General features: G+C 42.0%; 21 protein-coding genes and 1 pseudogene. 6 read left to right on the top strand and 16 right to left on the bottom strand.

What is annotated here, in order from left to right; all coding sequences use genetic code 11:
* The 9 genes from L4D20_RS18905 to L4D20_RS18865 form a co-directional block, all read right to left on the bottom strand.
* Positions 1 to 1,207, bottom strand: a 1,207-nt coding sequence (locus L4D20_RS18905) for a PAS domain-containing protein (RefSeq protein WP_428803140.1), incomplete at its 3' end; no start/stop codon positions are given.
* Between the two features lie 10 nt (positions 1,208 to 1,217).
* Positions 1,218 to 1,682 (bottom strand): chemotaxis protein CheW, encoded by a 465-nt coding sequence (locus L4D20_RS18900; protein WP_428803139.1) that lies wholly within the window; start codon positions 1,680 to 1,682, stop codon positions 1,218 to 1,220.
* 17 nt (positions 1,683 to 1,699) lie between these two features.
* Positions 1,700 to 2,230: a chemotaxis protein CheW gene (locus tag L4D20_RS18895; RefSeq protein ID WP_428803138.1), complete on the bottom strand. Its 531-nt coding sequence runs from the start codon at positions 2,228 to 2,230 to the stop codon at positions 1,700 to 1,702.
* Between the two features lie 8 nt (positions 2,231 to 2,238).
* A complete protein-coding gene (locus tag L4D20_RS18890; protein WP_428803137.1) occupies positions 2,239 to 4,371 on the bottom strand; it encodes a chemotaxis protein CheA in 2,133 nt (710 codons plus the stop codon).
* Between the two features lie 46 nt (positions 4,372 to 4,417).
* Positions 4,418 to 4,777, bottom strand: coding sequence for a response regulator (locus L4D20_RS18885; protein ID WP_428803136.1), 360 nt, complete (start codon positions 4,775 to 4,777; stop codon positions 4,418 to 4,420).
* A gap of 11 nt (positions 4,778 to 4,788) precedes the next feature.
* Positions 4,789 to 5,064 carry an STAS domain-containing protein gene (locus L4D20_RS18880; protein WP_428803135.1) on the bottom strand — a complete coding sequence of 92 codons (276 nt, stop codon included), beginning with the start codon at positions 5,062 to 5,064 and terminating at the stop codon, positions 4,789 to 4,791.
* A gap of 345 nt (positions 5,065 to 5,409) precedes the next feature.
* Complete coding sequence (locus tag L4D20_RS18875; protein WP_428803134.1) at positions 5,410 to 7,518, bottom strand: tRNA(Met) cytidine acetyltransferase TmcA; 2,109 nt, start codon at positions 7,516 to 7,518, stop codon at positions 5,410 to 5,412.
* Positions 7,519 to 7,608: 90 nt separating this feature from the next.
* The gene (locus L4D20_RS18870; protein ID WP_428803133.1) at positions 7,609 to 8,580 is read right to left on the bottom strand and encodes a ParB/RepB/Spo0J family partition protein; all 972 of its coding nucleotides are present in this window, start codon (positions 8,578 to 8,580) and stop codon (positions 7,609 to 7,611) included.
* Positions 8,581 to 8,586: 6 nt separating this feature from the next.
* Positions 8,587 to 9,804 (bottom strand): ParA family protein, encoded by a 1,218-nt coding sequence (locus L4D20_RS18865; protein ID WP_428803132.1) that lies wholly within the window; start codon positions 9,802 to 9,804, stop codon positions 8,587 to 8,589.
* 1,296 nt (positions 9,805 to 11,100) lie between these two features.
* Here L4D20_RS18865 and L4D20_RS18860 point away from each other — a divergent pair.
* The gene (locus L4D20_RS18860; RefSeq protein ID WP_428803131.1) at positions 11,101 to 13,071 is read left to right on the top strand and encodes a replication initiator protein RctB domain-containing protein; all 1,971 of its coding nucleotides are present in this window, start codon (positions 11,101 to 11,103) and stop codon (positions 13,069 to 13,071) included.
* A gap of 428 nt (positions 13,072 to 13,499) precedes the next feature.
* On the opposite strand, the gene L4D20_RS18855 is transcribed toward L4D20_RS18860, so the two are convergent.
* From L4D20_RS18855 to L4D20_RS18845, 3 genes are read right to left on the bottom strand one after another with little or no spacing between them, the layout of a single operon-like run.
* On the bottom strand, positions 13,500 to 14,003 hold the full coding sequence (locus tag L4D20_RS18855; protein ID WP_428803130.1) for a transcriptional regulator: 504 nt from the start codon (positions 14,001 to 14,003) through the stop codon (positions 13,500 to 13,502).
* On the bottom strand, positions 14,000 to 14,932 hold the full coding sequence (locus L4D20_RS18850) for an ATP-binding cassette domain-containing protein (RefSeq protein WP_428803129.1): 933 nt from the start codon (positions 14,930 to 14,932) through the stop codon (positions 14,000 to 14,002). Before L4D20_RS18850 ends, L4D20_RS18855 begins: the two co-directional genes overlap by 4 nt.
* Positions 14,929 to 15,813 carry an ABC transporter ATP-binding protein gene (locus L4D20_RS18845; RefSeq protein WP_428803128.1) on the bottom strand — a complete coding sequence of 295 codons (885 nt, stop codon included), beginning with the start codon at positions 15,811 to 15,813 and terminating at the stop codon, positions 14,929 to 14,931. The genes L4D20_RS18850 and L4D20_RS18845 overlap by 4 nt, the downstream gene beginning before the upstream one ends.
* 386 nt (positions 15,814 to 16,199) lie before the next feature.
* Between L4D20_RS18845 and L4D20_RS18840 the strand changes: the two genes are divergently transcribed.
* The 3 genes from L4D20_RS18840 (at position 16,200) to L4D20_RS18830 (ending at position 17,601) form a co-directional block, all read left to right on the top strand.
* Positions 16,200 to 16,400, top strand: a complete 201-nt coding sequence (locus L4D20_RS18840) for a PA3496 family putative envelope integrity protein (RefSeq protein ID WP_102402987.1) — start codon at positions 16,200 to 16,202, stop codon at positions 16,398 to 16,400.
* 178 nt (positions 16,401 to 16,578) lie between these two features.
* Positions 16,579 to 16,788, top strand: coding sequence for a DUF3283 family protein (locus tag L4D20_RS18835; RefSeq protein WP_428803127.1), 210 nt, complete (start codon positions 16,579 to 16,581; stop codon positions 16,786 to 16,788).
* Positions 16,789 to 16,884: 96 nt separating this feature from the next.
* On the top strand, positions 16,885 to 17,601 hold the full coding sequence (locus L4D20_RS18830; RefSeq protein ID WP_428803126.1) for a YebC/PmpR family DNA-binding transcriptional regulator: 717 nt from the start codon (positions 16,885 to 16,887) through the stop codon (positions 17,599 to 17,601).
* A 199-nt stretch (positions 17,602 to 17,800) separates the two neighbouring features.
* Here the strand turns inward: L4D20_RS18830 and L4D20_RS18825 are convergent.
* A pseudogene (locus L4D20_RS18825) lies at positions 17,801 to 18,046 on the bottom strand (DUF2798 domain-containing protein); the annotation flags it as partial.
* Between the two features lie 99 nt (positions 18,047 to 18,145).
* Here L4D20_RS18825 and L4D20_RS18820 point away from each other — a divergent pair.
* Together L4D20_RS18820 and L4D20_RS18815 are read left to right on the top strand one after the other, a co-directional pair.
* Positions 18,146 to 19,048 (top strand): LysR family transcriptional regulator, encoded by a 903-nt coding sequence (locus L4D20_RS18820; RefSeq protein ID WP_428803125.1) that lies wholly within the window; start codon positions 18,146 to 18,148, stop codon positions 19,046 to 19,048.
* An 11-nt stretch (positions 19,049 to 19,059) separates the two neighbouring features.
* Positions 19,060 to 19,935, top strand: coding sequence for an NAD(P)-dependent oxidoreductase (locus L4D20_RS18815; RefSeq protein WP_428803124.1), 876 nt, complete (start codon positions 19,060 to 19,062; stop codon positions 19,933 to 19,935).
* A gap of 132 nt (positions 19,936 to 20,067) precedes the next feature.
* Here L4D20_RS18815 and L4D20_RS18810 read toward each other — a convergent pair whose 3' ends face one another.
* From L4D20_RS18810 to L4D20_RS18800, 3 genes are all read right to left on the bottom strand, one after another.
* Entirely contained in the window at positions 20,068 to 20,682 is a 615-nt protein-coding gene (locus L4D20_RS18810; RefSeq protein WP_428803123.1) for a DsbA family protein, read from the bottom strand.
* Between the two features lie 75 nt (positions 20,683 to 20,757).
* On the bottom strand, positions 20,758 to 21,060 hold the full coding sequence (locus L4D20_RS18805) for a putative signal transducing protein (RefSeq protein ID WP_428803122.1): 303 nt from the start codon (positions 21,058 to 21,060) through the stop codon (positions 20,758 to 20,760).
* A gap of 71 nt (positions 21,061 to 21,131) precedes the next feature.
* The gene (locus tag L4D20_RS18800) at positions 21,132 to 21,674 is read right to left on the bottom strand and encodes a DinB family protein (RefSeq protein WP_428803121.1); all 543 of its coding nucleotides are present in this window, start codon (positions 21,672 to 21,674) and stop codon (positions 21,132 to 21,134) included.
* Positions 21,675 to 21,687 lie beyond the last annotated feature (13 nt).

The raw sequence follows: 21,687 nt of genomic DNA, 5'->3' as shown, positions 1-21,687 counted from the left end.
CATCCCACTCGAGCGTATTACCTACGTAGTTACCTTCCGAGTCGATCATAGCCGATACGTTCAATTCTATTTTCACGCCCTTCACATCAATCACGGTGTTGTAAGGTAGGTTGTTTACATTAGAGAGCAGTTGACGCTGGTGCGATGGGTCTTTATGGAAGCCATCAATACAGTAGCCAATCAAATGCTCTTCTGTGGCTTTGAAGTTTGACCACACGGTTTGGAACAGTGCTTCATGGGTTTTTAACAATGTGAGTGTTTTGGCGTTGGCGTAAGTAATGAGGAAGTCTCGGTCGACCATCATCATAGCCGTTTGTGCTTGATCCACCGACGCTTGCAAACGCGTCACTTCGTTTTCTCGATTAAACTTCTCAGTGACGTCATCCCACTCGAGCGTATTACCTACGTAGTTACCTTCCGAGTCGATCATAGCCGATACGTTCAATTCTATTTTCACGCCCTTCACATCAATCACGGTGTTGTAAGGTAGGTTGTTTACATTAGAGAGCAGTTGACGCTGGTGCGATGGGTCTTTATGGAAGCCATCAATACAGTAGCCAATCAAATGCTCTTCTGTGGCTTTGAAGTTTGACCACACGGTTTGGAATAAGGCTTCATGCGTTTTCAGCAGTGTGAGCGTTTTTGCGTTGGCGTAAGTAATGAGGAAGTCTCGGTCGACCATCATCATAGCCGTTTGTGCTTGATCGACAGACGCTTGTAAGCGGGCCACTTCGTTGTCTTTTGCTTGTTGAGCGGTTACGTCCTGCCATTCGAGCGTGTTGCCCGTGTAGTTACCATGATCATCGATAATAGCACCGACATTGAGCTCGATCTTTACGCCCTGTACATCGATAACAGTCTTATAAGGCAGGTTAGCTGCAGTAGAAAGAAGCTGACGTTGATGCGCAGGGTTAGTATGAAAACCATCAATACAAAAGCCCATTAACTGTTCTTCGTCTGCCACAAAACCGGGCCACTGTGATTGGAACAGTGCCTCATGGTGTTTTAGCAGCTTCATCGACTGTTGATTGACATAGGTAATTTTGAAATCTCGATCAATCATCATTAATGCAGTTTGAGCACCATTTAACGCCGCCATCAGCTGAGAGTGAGACAAGCTACTGTTTGATGATTCGTCCATTAAACTGTCATTAGCGTGCGCCACAAACTGAGTGGCTGTATCCTTTTTCTTATTCCAAAAAGCCATGTGTAACCCCTTAAACTGTCGCTTCTTCAACTGACGTATTGTTTAGCTCTTCGTTATCAAACAGAGCTTCTAAATTAATAAGTATTAGGTGACCACTGTCGACTGACGCAATCCCTTTTATGTACGATTGATCGACCGTCACTGATACGTGCGGTGCAGGTTTAATCTGTTCTTCGGATAAGTCGTAGACTTCAGATACAGCATCAACAATCACACCTAGCGGATGGTTGTTTGCATCGTTGAGCACAATCACGACCGTGGTGGTACAAATTTCTGCCGGCGATAAATTAAAGCGCATTCGAAGATCGACGATAGGTACATACTCGCCTCGAATATCGAGAAGCCCGTGAAGATAATCTGGCGAGTTAGGTACTTCACGCACCGTATTCCAACCTCTCACTTCTCGTACATCCAGTATTGGAACGCCATACTCTTCATCAGCCAATACAAAACTTAAGAACTCTTGTCTCGCCATTTTTCTGCCCTTGAAAGTTATTCTGTTTTTAGAATTGCACTAATATTGAGTAACGCTTCGGTATCAAGAAGAGACATCACTTCCTCGTCGACGTTGAGCACGCCATGCATATATGCCGTAACTCCCGAGTCTCCCTGCGCGGGGTGTAGTTCACTTTCCCCTTTGCTCACGACATCACTCACTGCATCAACCACTAACCCCATCAAGCGATCTGTTTCACCTGCAGAGCTTCTTAACACCAAGACCACCGTGGTTGGTAAGTAGGTGTAATCACCAAGAGCAAATCGCGCTCGTAAATCGATAACAGGGACAATCATACCGCGTAAGTTGATCACGCCTTTGACAAAGCTTGGCGCTCGTGGAATCGGCGTTGGTGGCTCCCAAACTCGAATCTCTTCAACGTCATTAATCTCGACACCATACAATTCGCTAGCGAGTCGAAAACTGAGGAAGTCTGCACTTTCATTGTTATCGTCATAGCGATCGGCTTGCCCGTTATACGACTCCGCATTATCGCCTGAAGACTGAGAACTAAGACTCGTATCCATATCGCCTCCTAGGCTGCAATGCCTTTGTTACCTGAATTAGTAGACTTGGTTAAGTAGCTTGTTATTAGTCCTTGAATATCGAGTATCAGGGAAACAGAGCCATCACCTAATATGGTTGCTCCAGAGATTCCCGGAACTTTGCTGTAATTGGACTCAAGACTTTTGATGACAACCTGCTGCTGATCCAATAATTCGTCGATAACAAGACCGACACGACTTCCCGCCGCTTCAACAAAACATAAAATACGATCGTTCATCTGTCCGCTTTCGCCCATTTCTAACTCGTCTTGCAGACGTAAAATCGGTATGTTTTCATCGCGAAGGCGATAGAGCTCCATCCCTCCCGACGCATGCTTGATGCAATCTGGGACAATCTGCATAGATTCAATGATGGTCAATAGCGGTATGATATAAACCTCACCACCCACTCGAACTAGCTGACCATCAAGAATGGCAAGAGTAAGAGGTAAATTGATCACAAAGTGGCTGCCAGTACCCAGCGTTGAATCTACTTCGATATGGCCACCCAACTCTTCAATGTTTCGCTTAACGACGTCCATACCTACGCCACGACCCGAGATATCAGATACTTCATCGGCGGTTGAGAAACCTGGTGCAAATATTAAATTGAGGACTTGCTTATCGGTCATCTCTTCACGACGAGAATCGGCAGGCAATACCCCTTTCTCGATGGCTTTTTTCCACAGCACATCGCAATCAATGCCTGCGCCATCATCTTTTATCTCGATGACAATCGCGCCACCTTGATGATAAGCATTTAACGAAATGACGCCTTCTTCGGGTTTCCCACTTGCTGCACGTACTGAAGGAATTTCAATGCCGTGGTCGATGCCATTTCTCACAAGGTGAACTAACGGGTCGACAATACGTTCCAGTACGGTTTTATCGAGCTCGGTATTTTCACCGGTGATTTGAAGGTCTACCTGTTTTTCCAAGCGGCCACATAAATCACGAACAAGACGAGGGAAACGGCTGAAAGCAAAACTCATTGGGAGCATTCGAATATTGAGTACATTTTCTTGAAGGTCTCGGCTATTTTGCAGTAGTTGATCGAGCCCTTCTTTGAGTTTACCGAGTTTATCGATTGAGAAATCGTTGCCTATTTCATTCAGCATTGATTGAGTTATAACGAGTTCGCCAACAAGGTTAATAAGCCCGTCAACTTTGTCGATATCTACTCGAATGGAACTTACACTTGAGTCGCCCTTACTGGCTTTATTGCCCGACGCGGATTTGGCCTTCTCTTTCGACGCTGATGGTTCTTTAGTAGTAGCCTCTTCAACTGTTGAGTTATCATCGACCTCAGTCGTAAGTTCTTCCGGTTGCTGAGCAGAAAGTTCGGTGTCTTGTGGAGCATAATGGGGTTCAATGGTTAAATCACATTCGTCCTCTACCCATTCAAAGACTTCTTCGATATCACTGAGTGGTACTTCTCCATTAATCGTGATTTCCCAATTTAAATAGGATAACTCTTCTTCTATTTCTGCTAATTCTGGTAGTTGATCTAAACAAGCCTTAATGCTTCCTTGATCGTTCGACTCCATTAGCTCTCTGATAATTCGAAGCGGGTCATTACCGCTAAAGAACATCTCTTTATGAGGCTTGAATTGAATAGTCCAAGTGAGGGGCGTTCGATTGTCTTCTTCTAGAGGCGCTTGTTCCGGTTCGGTCGATGAATCAGAATTTGTTTTTTCAGATTTTGCCGAAGAGATCTCGACTTTGGGCTCTTGGTCGTCATCGAGTAGTTTTTCAATAAGGGTATTCACTGAAGATTTCAGCTCTTCATCAACGACTTCTTCACTCTCATGCCCTTCAAGCATGTTACGAATGACATCACCGCCTTTAAGTAGTACATCGATACTGTATTTGGTTAGGTCTTTTTCATCATTTCGTACGAGATCAAGATAGGCTTCGATTGCGTGGGTAAATTCACTAATATCAAATAAATTAAACGTAGCGGCGCCGCCTTTAATTGAGTGAGCAGCCCGAAAGATTGTGTTAATGGTTTCCTTCTCAACACTTTCTATTTCAATATTGAGTAATTCATTTTCTAGCACTTCGAGATTTTCACGACACTCCTCGTAAAACATCTTGCGAAGCTGGTCCATATCTAAAGCCATATCTAGTCCCTGCGCGTTGACGTTGTATTTATTCTTTTACTATTCGCTAGATGACGCGTTTCAACGTTTTAAGTAACGTTTCTGGATTGAACGGTTTCACTAGCCAACCTGTCGCACCCGCAGATTTTCCTTCCTGCTTCTTTTCGGTACTCGTCTCGGTAGTTAGCATAAGTATTGGAATAAACTTGTACTGGGGTTTTCCTCTGATCGCACGAACCAAATCAAAGCCCCCCATGATGGGCATGTTGACATCGGATATAACGACATCAAATTTAGTTAGCTGAGCTTTCTTCAAAGCATCACTGCCATCGTTGGCTGTTTCTACTTCGTAGCCGGCGTCTTTCAGTGTGTGGGCCACCATCTGGCGAATAGAAATAGAATCATCTACAGCTAGAATTTTTGTCATATTGCTCACCTTCAAACATCCTTTTCATCATTGATAACACTGGTTAACCCAAGCGTTTCCAGCGCTTCTGTTAGTACAGAAGTAGCATTGCTCAATTCAACAGTCACACTCAGTTGCTTCGCGCTCATAAAAAATGAAGCTAATAACTGAAGCCCTGCAGTGTCGACCTTAGAAACTTGTGACGCGTCAATACGCAACGAAGAGGATTGTTTAAGCCATTCTGTATATTGGATTTTGGAATCCATTACCGTAGAGATTTCTAGCGATTCACCTAACAAACAGTCCATGCAATATTTTCCTGTAATCTATTGTTATTAGTGCTTACTGATGTTGTTTCGTTGTGTACTGACGTTAATTCTGAGTGTAGGAAGGATTGGCTATTACGCAAACTGACAGAAGAGATAATAATCTTGAGATGTGGCTAAAATAGACGCTTTATTCAAAATTCCTTTGTTATATTAGCGACTTATAATTTAGAAGTGGCTCACAAAAAAATACCCTACAATTTTTAATAGAATTGTAGGGTATGCACACTAAGTTGATATAAACAGGCGATATTTTGTGAGTTTACAATGTAAATTCAACGACGAATCTATGCCGACAAAAGGTTTACAGTGTAAATTCAAATTTGGCTAACAACGGTCGCTCGTTTTACAGTGTAAATTGGTCATTAGGTTTTCAGTATCTAGCCGTAATTGAGATTCACATTGTTTGCGACCCGTAGCCGAAACTAAGGGTGAACACTCAGCCCAACTCTTCTGCTGCAACACTTTAGAAATTAATAGGTCACTCACAAGTGAGGCATTGTTCTTTCGTAGCGAATCCGATACCTGCCGAAGAGATGCCATCAGCAAACGACGAATGAGATAAGCGACACTGTCAAAACTTGTTCCGCCTAAAACGTAATTGCTTAGCTGACTAATTTCTTGTTCCGACAAATCGACCGTAGATAGTTGGGCTCCTTCGAGAATTGCACGCAGCGCATCAATCTCCATGTCGATGAGACTGTCAGTAATTCGATATTCAAGGTTTGCACAAAATGCCGCTTCAGCTAATTCTAACCAATCAACTCTATCACTCTTAATCATGATGACAGAATAACAGCCGCTCGCTTTGTCTCTTTGGCTTCCAAGCTTCACCGATACGAATCCATTTTGACACCAGAAGTGGATTAGTTCGCTCGTCGCTCCGAAGCTAGTCGATAGGTAGCGTTCAGTATTAAGTTCCTGTAACTGACCTAGCATCGATGAGCCTATGCCCTTTCCCTGAAAGTCAGGGTGAACAGCAATCCGCATGACACGAATACTTTTGTCTTTTGCCGCCTTGGCTATCCCTAGTTGATTGGCGAGAGTGACAGAAACAAGCTGACCACTGGGTCTGCGTTTTCCTAGCTGAACTAAAGTAATGATGTCATCACTTAGCCCACCCTCTTCAACCGTCAGTAGGCAACCGACACACTCCCCATTCCAAATAGTCGCGTATAGCTCAGTTTGGTCATCACTCAATAGATGAAAAAGATCGTTCGGTGATGTTTGATAATGGGCGTTAACCAAAAGTGCAAAGCAACGTTTCAATTGTTCTGGGTGAGAGATGAGTTCTTGTTTACTTAACTTAGTAAGAACGAGAGAGCCTGCATCTAAAGATTCAACTGACCTTCCTTCTTCAAATTCAGCATCAAGCAAAAATGTCTGATTATGCCAGCGCTCTAACGGGTCATTTTCCTTCCAACGAATAGGTTGGCTAAGATGAGTATCAACGCTGTTTGCTCTCTGTAGCTTAAGCCAAGGAATAAACTTAAGACTAAAACCTCTTCCTGAACCTTCGTAACCATGAATTGTGCTCGACAATACCAATCGATGATAGCTTTCGACGTAAGCTTTAAGCATTGGAATTGGGATTGCAGCGGCTTCGTCGACAATCAATAGATCACACTCTATCTTTGTTTTCATTAACTCGTCGGGCGCTACAAAACGCAATGTAGAAGTAACGTGCTCGTCTGCATAATCAAGTACTGAGCAATTTGGAAGAGATGTTAGCGATAGTGATTCGGCGGCGTGTTTAAACAGTGGAGCAACCGTTGCAAGTGACGGTGCAGTAATAATGATGGTTAACGATCTGCTTTTCATTAGCGTAGCAGAAGCTAGCCCCAATGCCGACGTTTTCCCTCGGCCTCGATCAGCAGTTAAAACTAATGGGCGCTTACGATGGCCTTCGACAACATGAATAATTTTTTCGATCGCTTGCTCTTGCTCTCTGTAACCGACTTCATTCTCACAACCTTCTTTAACAGGCAATGACGGTAAGTCATCCCCTTGCTGAATATTGATTAACTTCTGTAAGCCTTGTTCTAACCATTTTCTATCAAGATTTTGTGAATCTAATGACGGTTCAATATCATCACTCACTTGATCGAAATAAAGAATAATTAAAGTACCGCCACCGACCAGTGTGCCGATTGCAGCGCTAAAACTATTGGCATCAAAACCGTCAGAGAAGTCACAAACCAGTACTTGGCACTCTTGCCCTAGTAGTTGCTTGCCTTGCTTGAATGAAACCCGCTTAGTATGAGGAAGCGATTCACCACCTAACTGAAAAATAGTGTTTGATTTATTCGCCTCAATAACCCCTTCGACCGTTTTAGTTTTCCATGATTTTTCGCCACGCAATACCACACCGCACCGTGCATTATTGTGTTTTGCAATTGAAGACAGCTGGGATAGAAACGTAATGGATGAAGACATATAAGGGGCATTCAAGCAATAAATGATGACGTCATCTTATCACAACCCATAAAAAAAGCCGCGAGTCGCGGCTTTGTTTAACAGTTTGGATTAACCCAGTTTACTCTCAATAAACGAGAGAATATCTTTCATGGTTTCGTCATCAACCTTTTTAAGATTCAAGGCTAAATTAGCCCCTTTACGACTGTACGTCGCTCGGCCTTTGATCAAATCAATTTTGTTGCTCGCCGTTTTCTTAGGTGGTGAAAGCTCGATAATCCAGTTTTCAATGGTTTCTGATACTTCTTTAGTAAGCCTAGCAACGCCTTGAACTTGACTACGCTGCCAAACATAACCATCACTTGATTGGCATTTGTCTAACAAGTTCGACTGGTGCTCATCAGATAACTCATGGTATTGCTTATGAAGCTTTACGATAGTTGGGCGACCTAAGTCCCCAACATTTGGGTATGCTTGAAGTAATGCCAGTGGCAATGATGCCGCTTTTAATGCACCACTGACTAGAGCTTCACTGCATTGAAACATGCGAGCAAGCGCTTTTTGATCTTCTGCTTCGCCACTATCAAGCTTCGCCTGCATCTCTTTACCCTTTTCGTAAAGCGAGAGGGGTTTATGTGCGTTCGCGACATCAGACAGGAACTTAGCGTGCTGCGAGTTAATGTCTTCAGCAACATAAATTAAAAACTCTTTGTCCGCTAAGATACAAGACATACGACGACGGCTGCCGTCTAAAACTTCAATCTTGCCATCTTTACCTTTACGACCAACAGCTGGATATTGTTGACCACGCTCTTTAAGCGTTGTTAAGACATCAGAAAGTGCATGTTCGTTAAGAAAAGATTGTTCACGAGCATTGTCTGCAAACACCGTTGTGCGACTTTCAACTTCATTTGCAGGAATACGTACCAATTCAAACGATACTAGATCTTCACCGGCAACGGCCAGCTCAATGATTTGAGCCTGCTCTTTCGCTGCAGTTTGCGCTTCTTGAGGCGTCGTAGCTCTGCGTTTATTGGCCTTGCCAAATAGTTTTGCATTCAAGTCAGACGTTTTAATTGCCATTTTTTATTACCCCTGATTTAGTGAAGACCAGTTACTGTGTAGAACGCGTTCTAATTCCAACGCACCCTTTTGAACTGCATCCTGGGCTGTTGCTAGTGTTTTCTTACCACCTTCAAAATCGCCGACAGTAAGATCGAATACTGTGCTGTAGGTATCGGCACAAGTTTCAAATGCACGGCTTCTAGGGATGGTCGCCATTGTTACTTGGTCGCCAAGTAAGTAGTTCATTTCAGTTAATACTGATACTTGTTTTTTGTTGTCATCTTCGAACATTGTCGGCATTAGTCGAACAAACTCTAAGCCCTTCCAATCGTCAGGGAACATTTCGTACACGGTTGGTAAATGTTGGAAGAAATTCACTGTTGATGCCCAATCTAAACGCTTTGCTGCACATGGAATCAATAGCGCGTTTGAAGCGTACATCGCATTCCATACTAATGGATCAACGTGTGGGCCGGTATCAATCATAATGACATCAAAATCATCAGAAATTTTATCAATCAGTTTCTCTTTCAACAGTTTGACGATATCGAGAGATTGGTTCTTGGAAAGGTGTTGCCACGCTTCAGCATTGAACATTGCATCTTCTGGGAATGCCGAGACTGTTTTAAGGTTCGGATATTGAGTCGGCATCATGACGTTTTTATGTAGAAAGTCTCTGTCTACTTCAACATCATCAGGCACGTTATCCAGCATAATATCGACAGCTGAATAAATATTCTCATGCTCCGCGATACTGATTTGAGGATTCAAAAATAGTCGCAAAGAGCCTTGTGGGTCTAAATCGATCAAACAAATACGGTAACGTTTATCCAAGTTCAATGCTAAACACGCAGCCAAATGAACAGCCGTCATCGACTTACCAGTACCGCCTTTTTGGTTCTGTACGTTAATAATCCATGGCTTGTTATCGCCATTTTTTTTACGTTGATGAAATTTAGCGACACCAGCTGCATCCATTAACATGTGTGCTTCTTGCAACGAAATTGAATAATGGTTAGCGTTATTTTTTGTAAACTGATGCCCTGCTGATTCTAGTTTGTTTATCGCTTCATCAAGTTTTCGTCTTGTTAATCCAGAGCGCGTTTCCATCAGAGCTTTTGACATAGCAGGAAAATGCTCATCACTTCTTTCTTCTAACACTATCTCAATACGGTCAGCTTGTACTTGCTGTGTTTGTTCAGCGAGCTGGTAGAGATTTTCTATCGTTTGTTCTCTTTTCATTGCTAAATTCCGTTATCAATTATCTAATTAACGAGTGTACAGCAATGTTTATTATACTCAAGTAAAAGGTGAACATTCACTTAAATATGACAATCACATCAACAAGACTATTATTGATGTTATTATTGATAATTGAAGTTTTTGATTGAAATATGCACAAATTTCTAGGGTAGCTACGTCAATAAATAACGCCAGAATAGAAGTGTTACCGCGTCACCTATTTACAATGTAAAATTAATATTTTGTTACTTATCAGCAATATTATGATTTAACACACGAAATATTGGCCATTTATCTCGGAACGATTATAAACATTGCTTGAATTACGGTCAGTGTCATTTGGATTTATCTCTCTATCGAAAATATCGATAGTTGTACAGAAAATACTTGGAACTGAAATGGAGTTCGCTATGGTCGACAGTGGTTGATGAACATTTAGCCAGTAACGGAAGAATGATCAAGACTATCATGGTGATCATTCTTCCGGTGATAAATTGAGTTTTCGGAATGATGATCAAGGGTAAACCATTCTGTCATTCACTATTGAATACGATCGTATATTAAGATCAATCAACGGAACGATGATCAAGTGATATTTACCATCGGAAGCATGTAAATTTGCTCTTACTTTACGGAAGAATGTAGATGGAGTAGTGCCTAACGCCATATATGGTCATTAATCCATGCTAAGCGTATCTTTACTGTCAAGCACGCGTTCAATCAGGAATACTCATGATCATGCTTTCAAAGATAAGAACTTATACCAACAATCACTCATAGTTAGAGCTAATCATGCAGTTCAACGCACTGTTGTATAAAAACCAAGCATATTAAGATGCTTTCGACACTTTCTTGATCATGTTTCCGTAGAGGGGAATTATATTTTGACCTTGCTTTGCATTGTTCAGAATGACATTTGGGCGAATGCTATCCAGTGCTTGTGGATAAGCTGTATAAAGATGATGATCATGCTTTCACTATTGCTTTGATCATCTATCCCTGTTGTTATTGATCATGCTTTGGTAATGGATTGATCATGCTTTCATGCTCAGTATGATCATCGTTTCGGGGTTCTTATGATCATGCTTTCAGCCACGTTTTTTTTATTTCGTTTTAATACAGTGGGTTACAAGCAATTTGTTGCCCGGATCATTAGATCATATAATCAATATAGATCATATTAATCAAATAGATCAGTTATTTAAARGCAATAAATTTTTCTTTATTTATGATCTTTTTTTCTTTATTCTTTTGGAACTATAGCAATATTACGGTCAGTGTGATCCGGATCTAATAATGAGTTCAGAAGAAAAACTATTGATTAAGGCTCCTCGAAGCCACAAGGGTGGGCACCTTTTTGAGGTTTCAGAAGCAGCAGTCAGCTGGGTTGAGCAGTATCAACATTTTAAAGGTGTGACTAAAAGTATTGTAGAGCTTCTGAATCTTATTTCATTGCAAGGTTTTCGTAGCAAGGATGGTTACGTATCAACGACTGAATTAATTGAAGCAACAGATGGCCAAATAACTCGCGCGGCGATACAGCAACGATTGAGAGCAGCAGTTAGTATTGGGCTTTTTAAGCAGATCCCCGTTCGCTTTGAAGAGGGGCTTGCTGGTAAAACGATGTTGCACCAATTTGTAAATCCAAACTTATTGATTTCAGTACTAGGTTCAACCAGTTTGGTTACTGAATCTGTTAAACAAAATGAAAAACAGAAACGTTCTAAAGCACTCGCTCAGACGCAAGTAAATAAACGATTATTGAATGAACATGGTTTGAACATTCCACCAACCATGAAAGATGAAGCGGATCAGTTTATTGTTTCACCAACAAACTGGGCTGGGATCATTGATCAAGCGCTCGCGCCACCAAGAACTCGTAAAAATTATCAAAAATCAATGGTTTCTATCTCTGGTACTCGCGCTGTCATCGAAACACGATCATCTAAAAATATTATGACCGTTGATGATCTGATGACTCTTTTTGCGTTGTTTACCCTAACTGTTCAGTATCATGATCATCATCGCGAAGACTATCAACTTGAAGCCGAGCAAGCACCGAACAAAACGCCGCTCTACATCACTGATATTTTATCGTTACGAGGCAAAAAAGACAGTGGCCCGGCACGGGACTCAATTCGCGATAGCATCGACCGTATTGAATTTACCGACTTCCAACTACATGAACTGACTGGTAGATGGCTCAGTGAGAACATGCCAGAAGGCTTTAAGAGCGACCGTTTCCGATTTCTTGCCCGTACTATCACTGCATCTGAAGAAGCGCCCACAGAGAACGCTGACGGCGAAATTCGTATCAAGCCGAATTTGTATATTTTGGTTTGGGAGCCTTCATTTTATGAAGAACTAATGACACGAGATTACTTCTTCTTGTTTCCACCAGAGATCTTGAAACAACATACTCTTGTTTTCCAATTGTACTCATATTTCCGTACTCGTATGTCACGTCGTCACACAGACTCAATGCTACTTACGGAATTAAATCAAAAGCTTGCTCGTAATATCGAATGGCGTCGATTCTCAATGGATCTGATCCGAGAGTTAAAAAAATTATCAGAAGGTAAGGGCGATGAGGATCTATTCGTGGTTAACCTTTGGGGGTATCATTTAACGATCACATCAATGATCGAGAAGGGAAAGATCACTGATTACCAAGTCGATATTAAATGTGATGCTGAAGAAGTTTTACGCTACTCGCGTGCTCGTACGACCAATGCCGGCAAACGCAATATGGCTCCAACATTGCCAAACCCATTAAGACACGAGATGGTGTCTAAACAGAAACTGGCCGAACTTTCTGAAATCATCGATGGTGAGTTTGAACCGATCCAGCGTAAAGCGCCATCGCCACGTGGTCGATTAGGTCGTCGTGTTAAGCTAAGAAAGCACCTAGTTGAGATTAATGCGGATGAAATAACGATAACGCTCTCTAAATATACCTCTGAGGAGGCCCTAGAGCGCGGTATAACCGCTTTAGCTGCTATGACAGGGCATTCACACTCTTCAATCAAAGAAGAGTGTACAGAGCTTCTAGACAAGCTTGACTGGCTTCGTGTTGGTGAAACACCACTCCCGTATGAAACGTTGAGTAAGTTGGTTGAGTTATATAACCAGCAACGAGAAAACAAACACTTGTCTATTGAGCGCCTTATCTCAGGTCTAGCGGTGAGAAGAAAAGTGTGCAAACAGGTCTTTGACGGTCATTTAGATGAAGCTGTCTTTAGGGCACTGGATGAAGTCGCAGTTTAAATTGCTCGCTATCGGACGTTAAGTGTAATCAGCTAGCATGATTATCACTTTGTTACGTTTGTTAAGCATTAGACATAATTAGTTAAATTTGGATGTAATTTAAACAGTTTTAAGACATTGAGCTGACGTAGTACTGACATTAGAGAGCAAAACCGAGGCTAGTATTAATCTCGAATAGACAACCTTTTGTCCCTTCTAATTAAATTAATAGATTGGCTCATATTGTTACATTCATTCTGAATTGTTTTGCGAGTTCTTATGGACTCGCATTTTTTTTGCCTAAAATTCAGTGGATCTTCTCTATATTCGAAAGCATGATCAAGGATGTTGATGATCATGCTTTCAGTGATCGAAGTTTAGGCCTCCATTCTTATTCACGAAAGTAGCAATTCAAGGAGGTTGTTATTCACAATTGTCGTTACTTGCGATCAATGAAAGACACTCGATCGACTTGTACCTTGATCATCGTTCTGTAAATTTGCATCATGATCATTCGCTGCCATGAAGTGTACATGTGCTTCAATTATTTGATGTGACTGAAGTTTCCAATCGCTTAACTCTTGTTTACTTGTCAAGCTCTGCTGATTACAAAACTCAAGCAGCAGTACCACCAAATGCTGTATTCGCTTCATTGACCAATCTTTTAGCTCGTATTCAGCCGTGGGATTGCAAACAACTTGTTGAAGCTTACTGTATGCGAGCTGAAGATACTGAAAGGCTTTTTCAGATGCTTCGTAACGATTGTTTTCAAATACTCGTAAACATGCATCTAACCAGCAGGCAATTGCTTTACTTTGTAGTGTGGTGATAGTTGGGCCCCATACTTGAGTTGGCGCTGCAATCACTAATGGTTCAAGAAGTTCCACTTGATCATGCTTTCGGAGTCCATACCAGGACTCCATTTGCTTAACCCAACTATCTAGTTCGTTCATGCTGCGTTATCCCATTGTTTTACGAAGTGATTATGTCCAATTTGTTGAGTGTCCGTTTGTAGTAAATTACAACGTTGGCGAACATTATCAGCGTCTATAGAGTAGTTTGGTTCACTTTGAACCAGTTTGCCAAACGGTAAGTCAGGATCGGGGACTGCTGAGATCAAAAGCTTTGTGTATGGATGTTGAGGGTTACTTAGAATGGATTGGGTGTCACCCCACTCAACAATTTGTCCTTTGTACATCACCGCTGTCTCTTCCGCGATATAGTGAGCCGTTGCGAGATCGTGGGTAATGTAAAGAAACCCGATACCCAGCTCTTTTTTCATTCTCTGCATAAGGTTGAGAACGCCAAGGCGGATTGAAACATCCAGCATTGAAGTTGGCTCATCCGCTAATATGACTTGCGCTCCAACCGCTAAAGCCCTAGCCAAATTGACCCTTTGTCTTTGACCACCACTTAATTCGTGTGGAAACTTTTTCAACGTATCAGGATCGAGTTCTACCATAGCAAGCAATTCTTGAAGTCGATCTGGAAGCTCATTGGCATGTTTGATCTGTTTGTGGATCTTTAATGGACGAGTTAAATGGTGCTCAATGGTATGAGTTGGGTTTAAGGATCCAAACGGGTCTTGAAACACCATTTGAACTTTACCTCTATATTCTAAGATCTCTTTTCTAGACGTTATTTCGTTGATATTTCTGCCATTAAATAGAATCTCCCCTTCCGTTGCCGGATACACTTTTGTCATTAATCGTGCACAAGTACTCTTGCCGCAACCAGACTCACCGACAAGCGCCAAAGTGCGCCCTGCATGTATATCAAAACTAATTCCTTGTAGAGCGCGAAAGATCTCTTGTTTACCAAACCCTCCACCAACAGTGAAGTCCTTGATAACATTCTTAACTTGCAAGATAGGCGGGTTCATAGTGATGTTCCTTGTATATGAGTCTCAGAGGCTGTGTGCGCGCTAACTTGACGGCTTTTAGGGCTTTCATGGATGTTAGGGAATGATGCCCACAACTTCTTCGTATAAGGGTGCTGAGGAGTATTTCGAATAGATTGAGAGGTATTCACTTCAACGATTTCACCATGGCGCATAATCGCAATGCGGTGGCATAGCTGACTCATCAGGGCCAAATCATGAGTAATAAACAGTATCGAGAAACCGAACTCTTCACGCAGCTGGTAGATTTGCTGCAATATTTCTCGTTGAACGACCACATCGAGGGCGGTTGTTGGTTCATCCATGACGATGAGTTTGGGGTTAAGAGACAGTGCAATGGCAATCACCAGACGCTGACGCATTCCACCACTAAATTGATGCGGATATTCGCCTAAACGTTCACGTGGAATGTTGACTAAATCCAATAACTTTTCAGCGCGGTCTTTCGCCTGCTCATCGCTCATGCCTTTATGATGGCGCAGTACGTCGCAAAATTGTTCTTTGATAGTGAGAACTGGGTTTAATGAGTTCATAGCACTTTGGAATACCATGGCGATCTCACTCCAGCGAAGGGTGTTAATTTCGTCATCAGACAATTTTAGTAGGTCTTGACCATCAAAGTGAATTGCACCACCTGAAATGAACGCCGGTGGCTTGTGTAAACGGTTAAGAGCAAAGGCAATGGTACTTTTACCGCAGCCAGATTCGCCCGCAAGTCCAAATATCTCGCCTTTTCCGATATCAAAGCTCACCGATTTCACGGCGTTAAAGTCACCGTTATCGGTAATGTAGTCAACGCATAGCTTACGAACGCTAATGATTGGGTCAGGGTGAAACGCATCATTTAAAAGAACTTTATCCATAACAGGTCCAAATATAAATTAATGAAATGATAATTATTATCATTAACATTTAATTCAGAACGACACAGTTAGCGGATAGAGAAAAAGTGAAGTGACTCGAAAAAATAAGCATGGCTCAGCGGTCGATCTGTTGGAAATTTCATCTTTTAGAAGGGCTGATGCTGATACTTGAGAACAGAAAATGGGATCGGGATCAAACCGACTTTGAAAAGGGTAATTCCTTAAAAGTACGACTACAATGAGAAGGGTGCAAAGGTTAAATGAGTGAAATATTAATTAGATTTTAGATTCATTATCTTTATCACATTCTGGCTCTAAAATTCTTAACAAGCTGAATACGGTTTGCTACAGATTACCTGTCCAAACATGGTTTATTCGGAGGAAATATGTCCATCAATTCTATTGACCATGATGATATGACTAACATTGCCAATAAGTGGGATCTTGAGGAAGAGGAGATCAACACTCAGCAGCCGGTTAAAAAAGTCAAATCCGCTGAAGCTCGTCGTCGCATTGAAGCATTACGAGAGATTCGAGAAAGTGGATTAACCATTGAAGAGGCGAGAGAGTTAGGCATTCTGCATTAACGGAACTTTGTTCTAATGGCAATTTGTACTAACGACATTAGCAATACACAGCAAGGGTGGCTTCATGCCACCCTTATTATTTTTGTGAGATAAATTGATCTGAATCGGGACAAATCCCCCAAAATACCTCATCTCTGTGCTATATTTCGTGCCCATGTGCTGACTACAACAAACCGTTATGACTATTAATCTCTCACTACTGCCTGCCGATGAAAAAAACAAGATTGAGCTTGATAAACAAGCGTCGTTCTTAGTTTGGAAACTCCGCGAGGCAAAATCGATTCCGAGCGAAATTATTGAACAAAAAAATAAGATTGCTGATGAGCAAGAAAGAGAGTGGTTTGAGCAGTCAGTTGCAAAGTACAAGCGAGTCATGGGCGTGATGTAGGATAGTACGTCTTTGTCTTTGCTGAGCTAAGAATTGAAATGGTTCAGCTTTTTGCTAAAATCCTTCGCGTTAAATTGAATTAGAGAGAAGACCCCGATGGGAAGAAGTTTTGAAGTGCGCAAAGCCTCAATGGCGAAAACAGCAGGCGCAAAAATTAAAGTTTATTCTAAATACGGTAAAGAGATTTACATGTGTGCGAAGAACGGCAGTTCTGATCCAGACATGAATCTACCTCTTAAGCACCTGATTGCTAAAGCAAAGAAAGATCAAGTACCGGCTCACGTTATCGACAAAGCGATCGATAAAGCTAACGGCGGTGGTGGTGAAGATTACGCACCTGCTCGTTATGAAGGTTTTGGCCCTGGTGGCACAAGTGTGATTGTTGACTGTCTAACAGATAACGGTAACCGTACATTCCAAGACGTACGCCAATGCTTTGTGAAAACAGGCGCGAAAATTGGAGTAGAAGGCACGGTTTCACACAGTTTTTCTCATCAAGCTGTATTCCAGTTCAAAGGCGATGATGACGAAATCATTCTAGAAACGCTAATGATGGATGATGTGGACGTTACAGACGTTGAAGTTGAAGATGGCGTGGTTACGGTATTTGCACCGCACACTGAGTTCTTCAAAACAAAGACAGCTCTAAATACTGCTTTCCCTGATCTTACGCTAGACGTAGAGGAGATCACTTTTGTTCCTCAAACGCATACACCGGTTGCGGAAGAAGATTCAGAAAAATTCCAGAAGTTCCTTGATATGCTAGATGATTGTGATGATGTTCAGCAGGTTTACCACAACGCTGAGCTATAATTTACATCTGATTGTAGATAACAAGTAGATGACGAAAACCGAGCCACCGGCTCGGTTTTTTTATTTCTGCTTCAACAGAAACATCCCTTGATCATTCTTCCGAAGTCGCACTGTTTTGCATTTGTATTCTTTGTATATACTTAGTGCAGTTGGCTGACGGAGCGCCTACAGCGATTGCGTTTAAAGGTGAGTCGCTGAATTCATTTAGCTCCAGTGCGGCCTTTTCTCTGGGTTTGGTAGCCCAGATAGAGAACTTTCTTACAAGTGGTAAAACGGTAAAGCCGAGCAATAAAGCCACTGGAAAAGAGAGTAAGAAACTTTGTAGCCATACTGGCGGCCAGTCTGAGCTAAATCCCATTTTCGTTCCTGAAATAAAGCCTGACATTATCGATGCCATGACTAAGCAAGATAAAATCGTATTTAACCACATCTGTTTTTTATTCATGATTCTCTCCTGTGACGTTAGTCGGCAATGAAGGGTTGAACTTCGATACAGAAAGGTTATAACTATCCATATATGAAATAAACAGGTAGATATAGAACCATGAATTCCATATTTGGAAACGTTGATGATCTCTTTCTATTTTGTACCGTCGTGGAAGAAGGATCTTTACTGTCGGCTTCGAAGAAACTTCAGTTGCCTGTCTCTACGATGTCACGCCGGCTGACTGCACTAGAAGCTCGGCTGGACGTCAGATTGCTTGAGAAGCAAGGAAGAGAGCTTGTGGCTACACAAGCTGGGGAAACCGCTTTTGAGGCACTCAGCAGCGGTATGGAGTCGATACAAGATGCCTTTATGGGACTGCTTACGGAGAGAGAAGCGGTTCAAGGAAGAATTAAGCTCGCGATACCTCACAACTTTTACAAAGGGTTTGTAGCAAAAATCATTGAAGCCTTTTTGACTGAGTACCCGAAAGTACAGCTCGATCTTGTATTAAGCCAAGAGCAGTTGGTGCCTGAAACCGATAGGGACTTGCTCATGACTTTTGATATCTCATCGCTGGAAGGCATGATCGCGCGTCCACTGTTTAAAGCAAAGCATGGATTTTTTGCAAGTCCGGAGTACTTAAAAACCCATTCGGCGATTACAACGCCTGCGGATTTAGAAGAGCATGAGTGGATTAGTGTTGATCATTTATTGCAGCTACCCGTTTATAAAGATGAGGAGCTTGTGCAAATGATATCGATAAAGTCCAAGTTAACGGTGAATGATATACATGCAGTTGTTCAGGCGACAGAGAAGGGGATTGGTGTTGCATCGTTGCCTTTTCGACATGTATCTCAAAAGATGAACCTAATTCAAGTGCTACCTGAGTATCATCGTAGTGACCGACAAGCGTATTTGGTGTACAAAGAGAGAAAATATCAGCCAAAGGCGTTGACGTTACTGATTGAAGCATTGATTGAAGGGGTTCAATTGGCGCAGAACGCAGTTCCTGTCAAATAAAGGAGAAAAGAATGAAAGTAAGTTTTATCGGGCTAGGTGTAATGGGTTTTCCTATGGCAGGTCACCTAAAAAATGCAGGCTTTGAAGTCTCTGTATTTAACCGCACACATACAAAGGCAATCGCGTGGGCTGAAAGGTTTCAAGGTAATGCTGCCAGCACTGTCGCGGAATGTGTTGCTGATGCTGACGTCGTACTTGTTTGTGTGGGGAACGACGACGATGTACGTAGTATGACAACCAGTGAGACAGGTGCGCTCTCATTTATGAAACCGGGTGCTATTCTAGTTGACCATACAACGACTTCTGCACTGCTCTCTGAGGAGCTAGAGCAAGCCGCGAAAGCCGCAGGCGTTCAGTTTATGGATGCACCTGTCTCTGGTGGTCAAGCAGGCGCTGAAAATGGTGTGCTTACTATCATGTGTGGTGGTGAACAGCCATTATTTGATTCTCTTCAGCCTATTTTTGAAGCTTACGGTAAATCGTCTGTTCTTATGGGCCGAGTAGGCCAAGGTCAGCGCGCTAAAATGGTCAATCAGATCTGCATTACTGGTATATTGACGGGACTATCTGAAGGTCTTGTTCTCGCTGAAAAAGCAGGTTTAGATATTCCAACATTGGTTGATTGTCTGAAAAATGGTGCGGCAGGGTCGTGGCAGATGGAGAATCGAGCAGTAACAATGGCTCAAGATAAATTTGATTTTGGTTTCGCTATTGATTGGATGATCAAAGACTTAGGTTTTTGTCTCGATGAAGCGAAACGTCAAGGTGTGTCGCTGCCATTGACTGAAAAAACCAATGAGCACTACAAAGCGTTAAGTGAAGCAGGGGATAATCGAATGGATACTTCTGTGTTAATGCGAGCCATTAAAGCACAATCAGAAAAATAGAGCTTTCAGAACGATACTTTCAAAGCGATGTATGCGTTGCGTTAGCCATTATTGTTAACCTTTTAATACTTCGCAATAGGTCAGTTACTATTCTGTAGCTGACCTATTTTATTGTAATTAGCTTAATTTGGCTTATCCGAGAATTTGCTTAATGGTGACTTCAGCATTTTGATAGTCGATCGGCAGCTCTACAGTTCTTCCTTGTTTTTCAAGAAATAGAGAAGGAAAGCTGTTTCCACCTATTGAGCGTGCAAACCCAATTTCTTTTAACAGTGCCTGCTGAGTCTCTTCGGCGGTAAGCGTTTGTTGAAACTGTTCACGATTAAGGCCAATGCTATCAGCGAGTTTGATTAAGACTTCGTTATTGCTAGGGTTCTGTGCATTTAAGTAGTAGCCATGCTGTATCGCCGTAAGCATTGTTTGTTCTTGCCCTTGTTCACGGGCAGCCAGCAAAGCACGACAAGCAGGGTAGGTTGAGCGCCTTGGTGTGTTTTCATTCCAAAAATCGTAATTAAATTGAGTGCCTAGAAAGCCTTCTATTTTTTTCCAATAAGACGCGATTTGTTGCTGCATCTCTTTGGGCATCGCGACATCACTATCTGGCGCTAAGCCGCCGAGTACATAGACAAGTTCGACATTGTCACCAACGCTATCTTTTATTTTTTGCCATGTTGGTTTGTATCCCCAGCACCAAGAGCACATAGGGTCATAAACATAATAAAGTTTTGGTTTGATAGATGAGGGCATAGTTTTTCCGTATTCGATTTCAGACAAGCTTTACACTGTAAATGTGTGCTACGTACCTGATTATATTTATGTTAATCAAGACTCATGTTGGCAGTTCCAGCACAGTTCAAATGAAGGATCATTCGTTTCTGAGCAGTTTGAGCAGACCCAAGTTGACCTGTTTATAGGTGTGTTAATGGATTTTATAGCATGGATAGCGTCATCGTAATCACTATCATCAACCACCCACAACTCTGGCCAGCAATCAAACGCTGATATCTCTCCTACTGCTCCTGTAGAGAACTCATTTTTGACAAACGTTTCAATGTCGAGAGCATCTAATATGTTCTTGGCATTAATGATAAGAAAGTGATTCTCACAGGTGTGAATTAGCTTCATACGCTTCCGTTAAATTATTAAGTTTTAAGACTTATTAATACGACCGGAGTTTTCAGTAAAAGTTTTCAAAATTAAGCATTTGAACCTTCGGGTACCACCATCGGTAGGTCAGTACAGCCATAATCTAAACCAAACTGGCTCAATAGGGTGGTTAGTTGACCTCGATGGTGTGTTTGATGGTTGAAAATATGCTGACAAAATTCAGCGACATTTTTTTCAATCGTATTGCCTTCAGTTGTCGTATAACGAACTATTTTGGAACATGTGTCGGAATCAAAGCCTTGGGTCATATCAATGTAGATGCGATCAACCTTTTCTCGAAGGGTCTTCAAAGAGTTCATATCTTCTGCAAAGGTGTCATGGATACGAGTGGCAATGGGCAAGCTTTGTTGAAGTTTTTCATCCAACTGTACGATTTGATTGCTCACAAGACGTTGAAGCATGATCAAGTCACCGAATAAAACATGATTCCAATGATTCATTACCGAAGGGAAAAAAGCATGGGTATCTTGATGTAGTTGCTCGTCAGTGAGATGCTCGCAGACATTCAGCAACAGTGTATTCATGCGCTGATTGTATCTTGCTAACATTCTAAAGTTAGAGGGTAAATCCATTTATTTCTCGCGT

Source organism: Vibrio kyushuensis, assembly GCF_050337325.1.
GTDB classification, from domain to species: domain Bacteria; phylum Pseudomonadota; class Gammaproteobacteria; order Enterobacterales; family Vibrionaceae; genus Vibrio; species Vibrio kyushuensis.
This window is presented reverse-complemented; position numbering and strand designations above follow the sequence as displayed.

What these genes read in the sequence shown, in the direction of transcription:
- L4D20_RS18900 (WP_428803139.1), bottom strand. Translation starts at nt 1,682, where the DNA reads ATGGCGAGACAAGAGTTCTTAAGTTTTGTATTGGCTGATGAAGAGTAT.
- L4D20_RS18895 (WP_428803138.1), bottom strand. Translation starts at nt 2,230, where the DNA reads ATGGATACGAGTCTTAGTTCTCAGTCTTCAGGCGATAATGCGGAGTCG.
- L4D20_RS18890 (WP_428803137.1), bottom strand. Translation starts at nt 4,371, where the DNA reads ATGGCTTTAGATATGGACCAGCTTCGCAAGATGTTTTACGAGGAGTGT.
- L4D20_RS18885 (WP_428803136.1), bottom strand. Translation starts at nt 4,777, where the DNA reads ATGACAAAAATTCTAGCTGTAGATGATTCTATTTCTATTCGCCAGATG.
- L4D20_RS18880 (WP_428803135.1), bottom strand. Translation starts at nt 5,064, where the DNA reads ATGGACTGTTTGTTAGGTGAATCGCTAGAAATCTCTACGGTAATGGAT.
- L4D20_RS18875 (WP_428803134.1), bottom strand. Translation starts at nt 7,518, where the DNA reads ATGTCTTCATCCATTACGTTTCTATCCCAGCTGTCTTCAATTGCAAAA.
- L4D20_RS18870 (WP_428803133.1), bottom strand. Translation starts at nt 8,580, where the DNA reads ATGGCAATTAAAACGTCTGACTTGAATGCAAAACTATTTGGCAAGGCC.
- L4D20_RS18865 (WP_428803132.1), bottom strand. Translation starts at nt 9,804, where the DNA reads ATGAAAAGAGAACAAACGATAGAAAATCTCTACCAGCTCGCTGAACAA.
- L4D20_RS18860 (WP_428803131.1), top strand. Translation starts at nt 11,101, where the DNA reads ATGAGTTCAGAAGAAAAACTATTGATTAAGGCTCCTCGAAGCCACAAG.
- L4D20_RS18855 (WP_428803130.1), bottom strand. Translation starts at nt 14,003, where the DNA reads ATGAACGAACTAGATAGTTGGGTTAAGCAAATGGAGTCCTGGTATGGA.
- L4D20_RS18850 (WP_428803129.1), bottom strand. Translation starts at nt 14,932, where the DNA reads ATGAACCCGCCTATCTTGCAAGTTAAGAATGTTATCAAGGACTTCACT.
- L4D20_RS18845 (WP_428803128.1), bottom strand. Translation starts at nt 15,813, where the DNA reads ATGGATAAAGTTCTTTTAAATGATGCGTTTCACCCTGACCCAATCATT.
- L4D20_RS18840 (WP_102402987.1), top strand. Translation starts at nt 16,200, where the DNA reads ATGTCCATCAATTCTATTGACCATGATGATATGACTAACATTGCCAAT.
- L4D20_RS18835 (WP_428803127.1), top strand. Translation starts at nt 16,579, where the DNA reads ATGACTATTAATCTCTCACTACTGCCTGCCGATGAAAAAAACAAGATT.
- L4D20_RS18830 (WP_428803126.1), top strand. Translation starts at nt 16,885, where the DNA reads ATGGGAAGAAGTTTTGAAGTGCGCAAAGCCTCAATGGCGAAAACAGCA.
- L4D20_RS18820 (WP_428803125.1), top strand. Translation starts at nt 18,146, where the DNA reads ATGAATTCCATATTTGGAAACGTTGATGATCTCTTTCTATTTTGTACC.
- L4D20_RS18815 (WP_428803124.1), top strand. Translation starts at nt 19,060, where the DNA reads ATGAAAGTAAGTTTTATCGGGCTAGGTGTAATGGGTTTTCCTATGGCA.
- L4D20_RS18810 (WP_428803123.1), bottom strand. Translation starts at nt 20,682, where the DNA reads ATGCCCTCATCTATCAAACCAAAACTTTATTATGTTTATGACCCTATG.
- L4D20_RS18805 (WP_428803122.1), bottom strand. Translation starts at nt 21,060, where the DNA reads ATGAAGCTAATTCACACCTGTGAGAATCACTTTCTTATCATTAATGCC.
- L4D20_RS18800 (WP_428803121.1), bottom strand. Translation starts at nt 21,674, where the DNA reads ATGGATTTACCCTCTAACTTTAGAATGTTAGCAAGATACAATCAGCGC.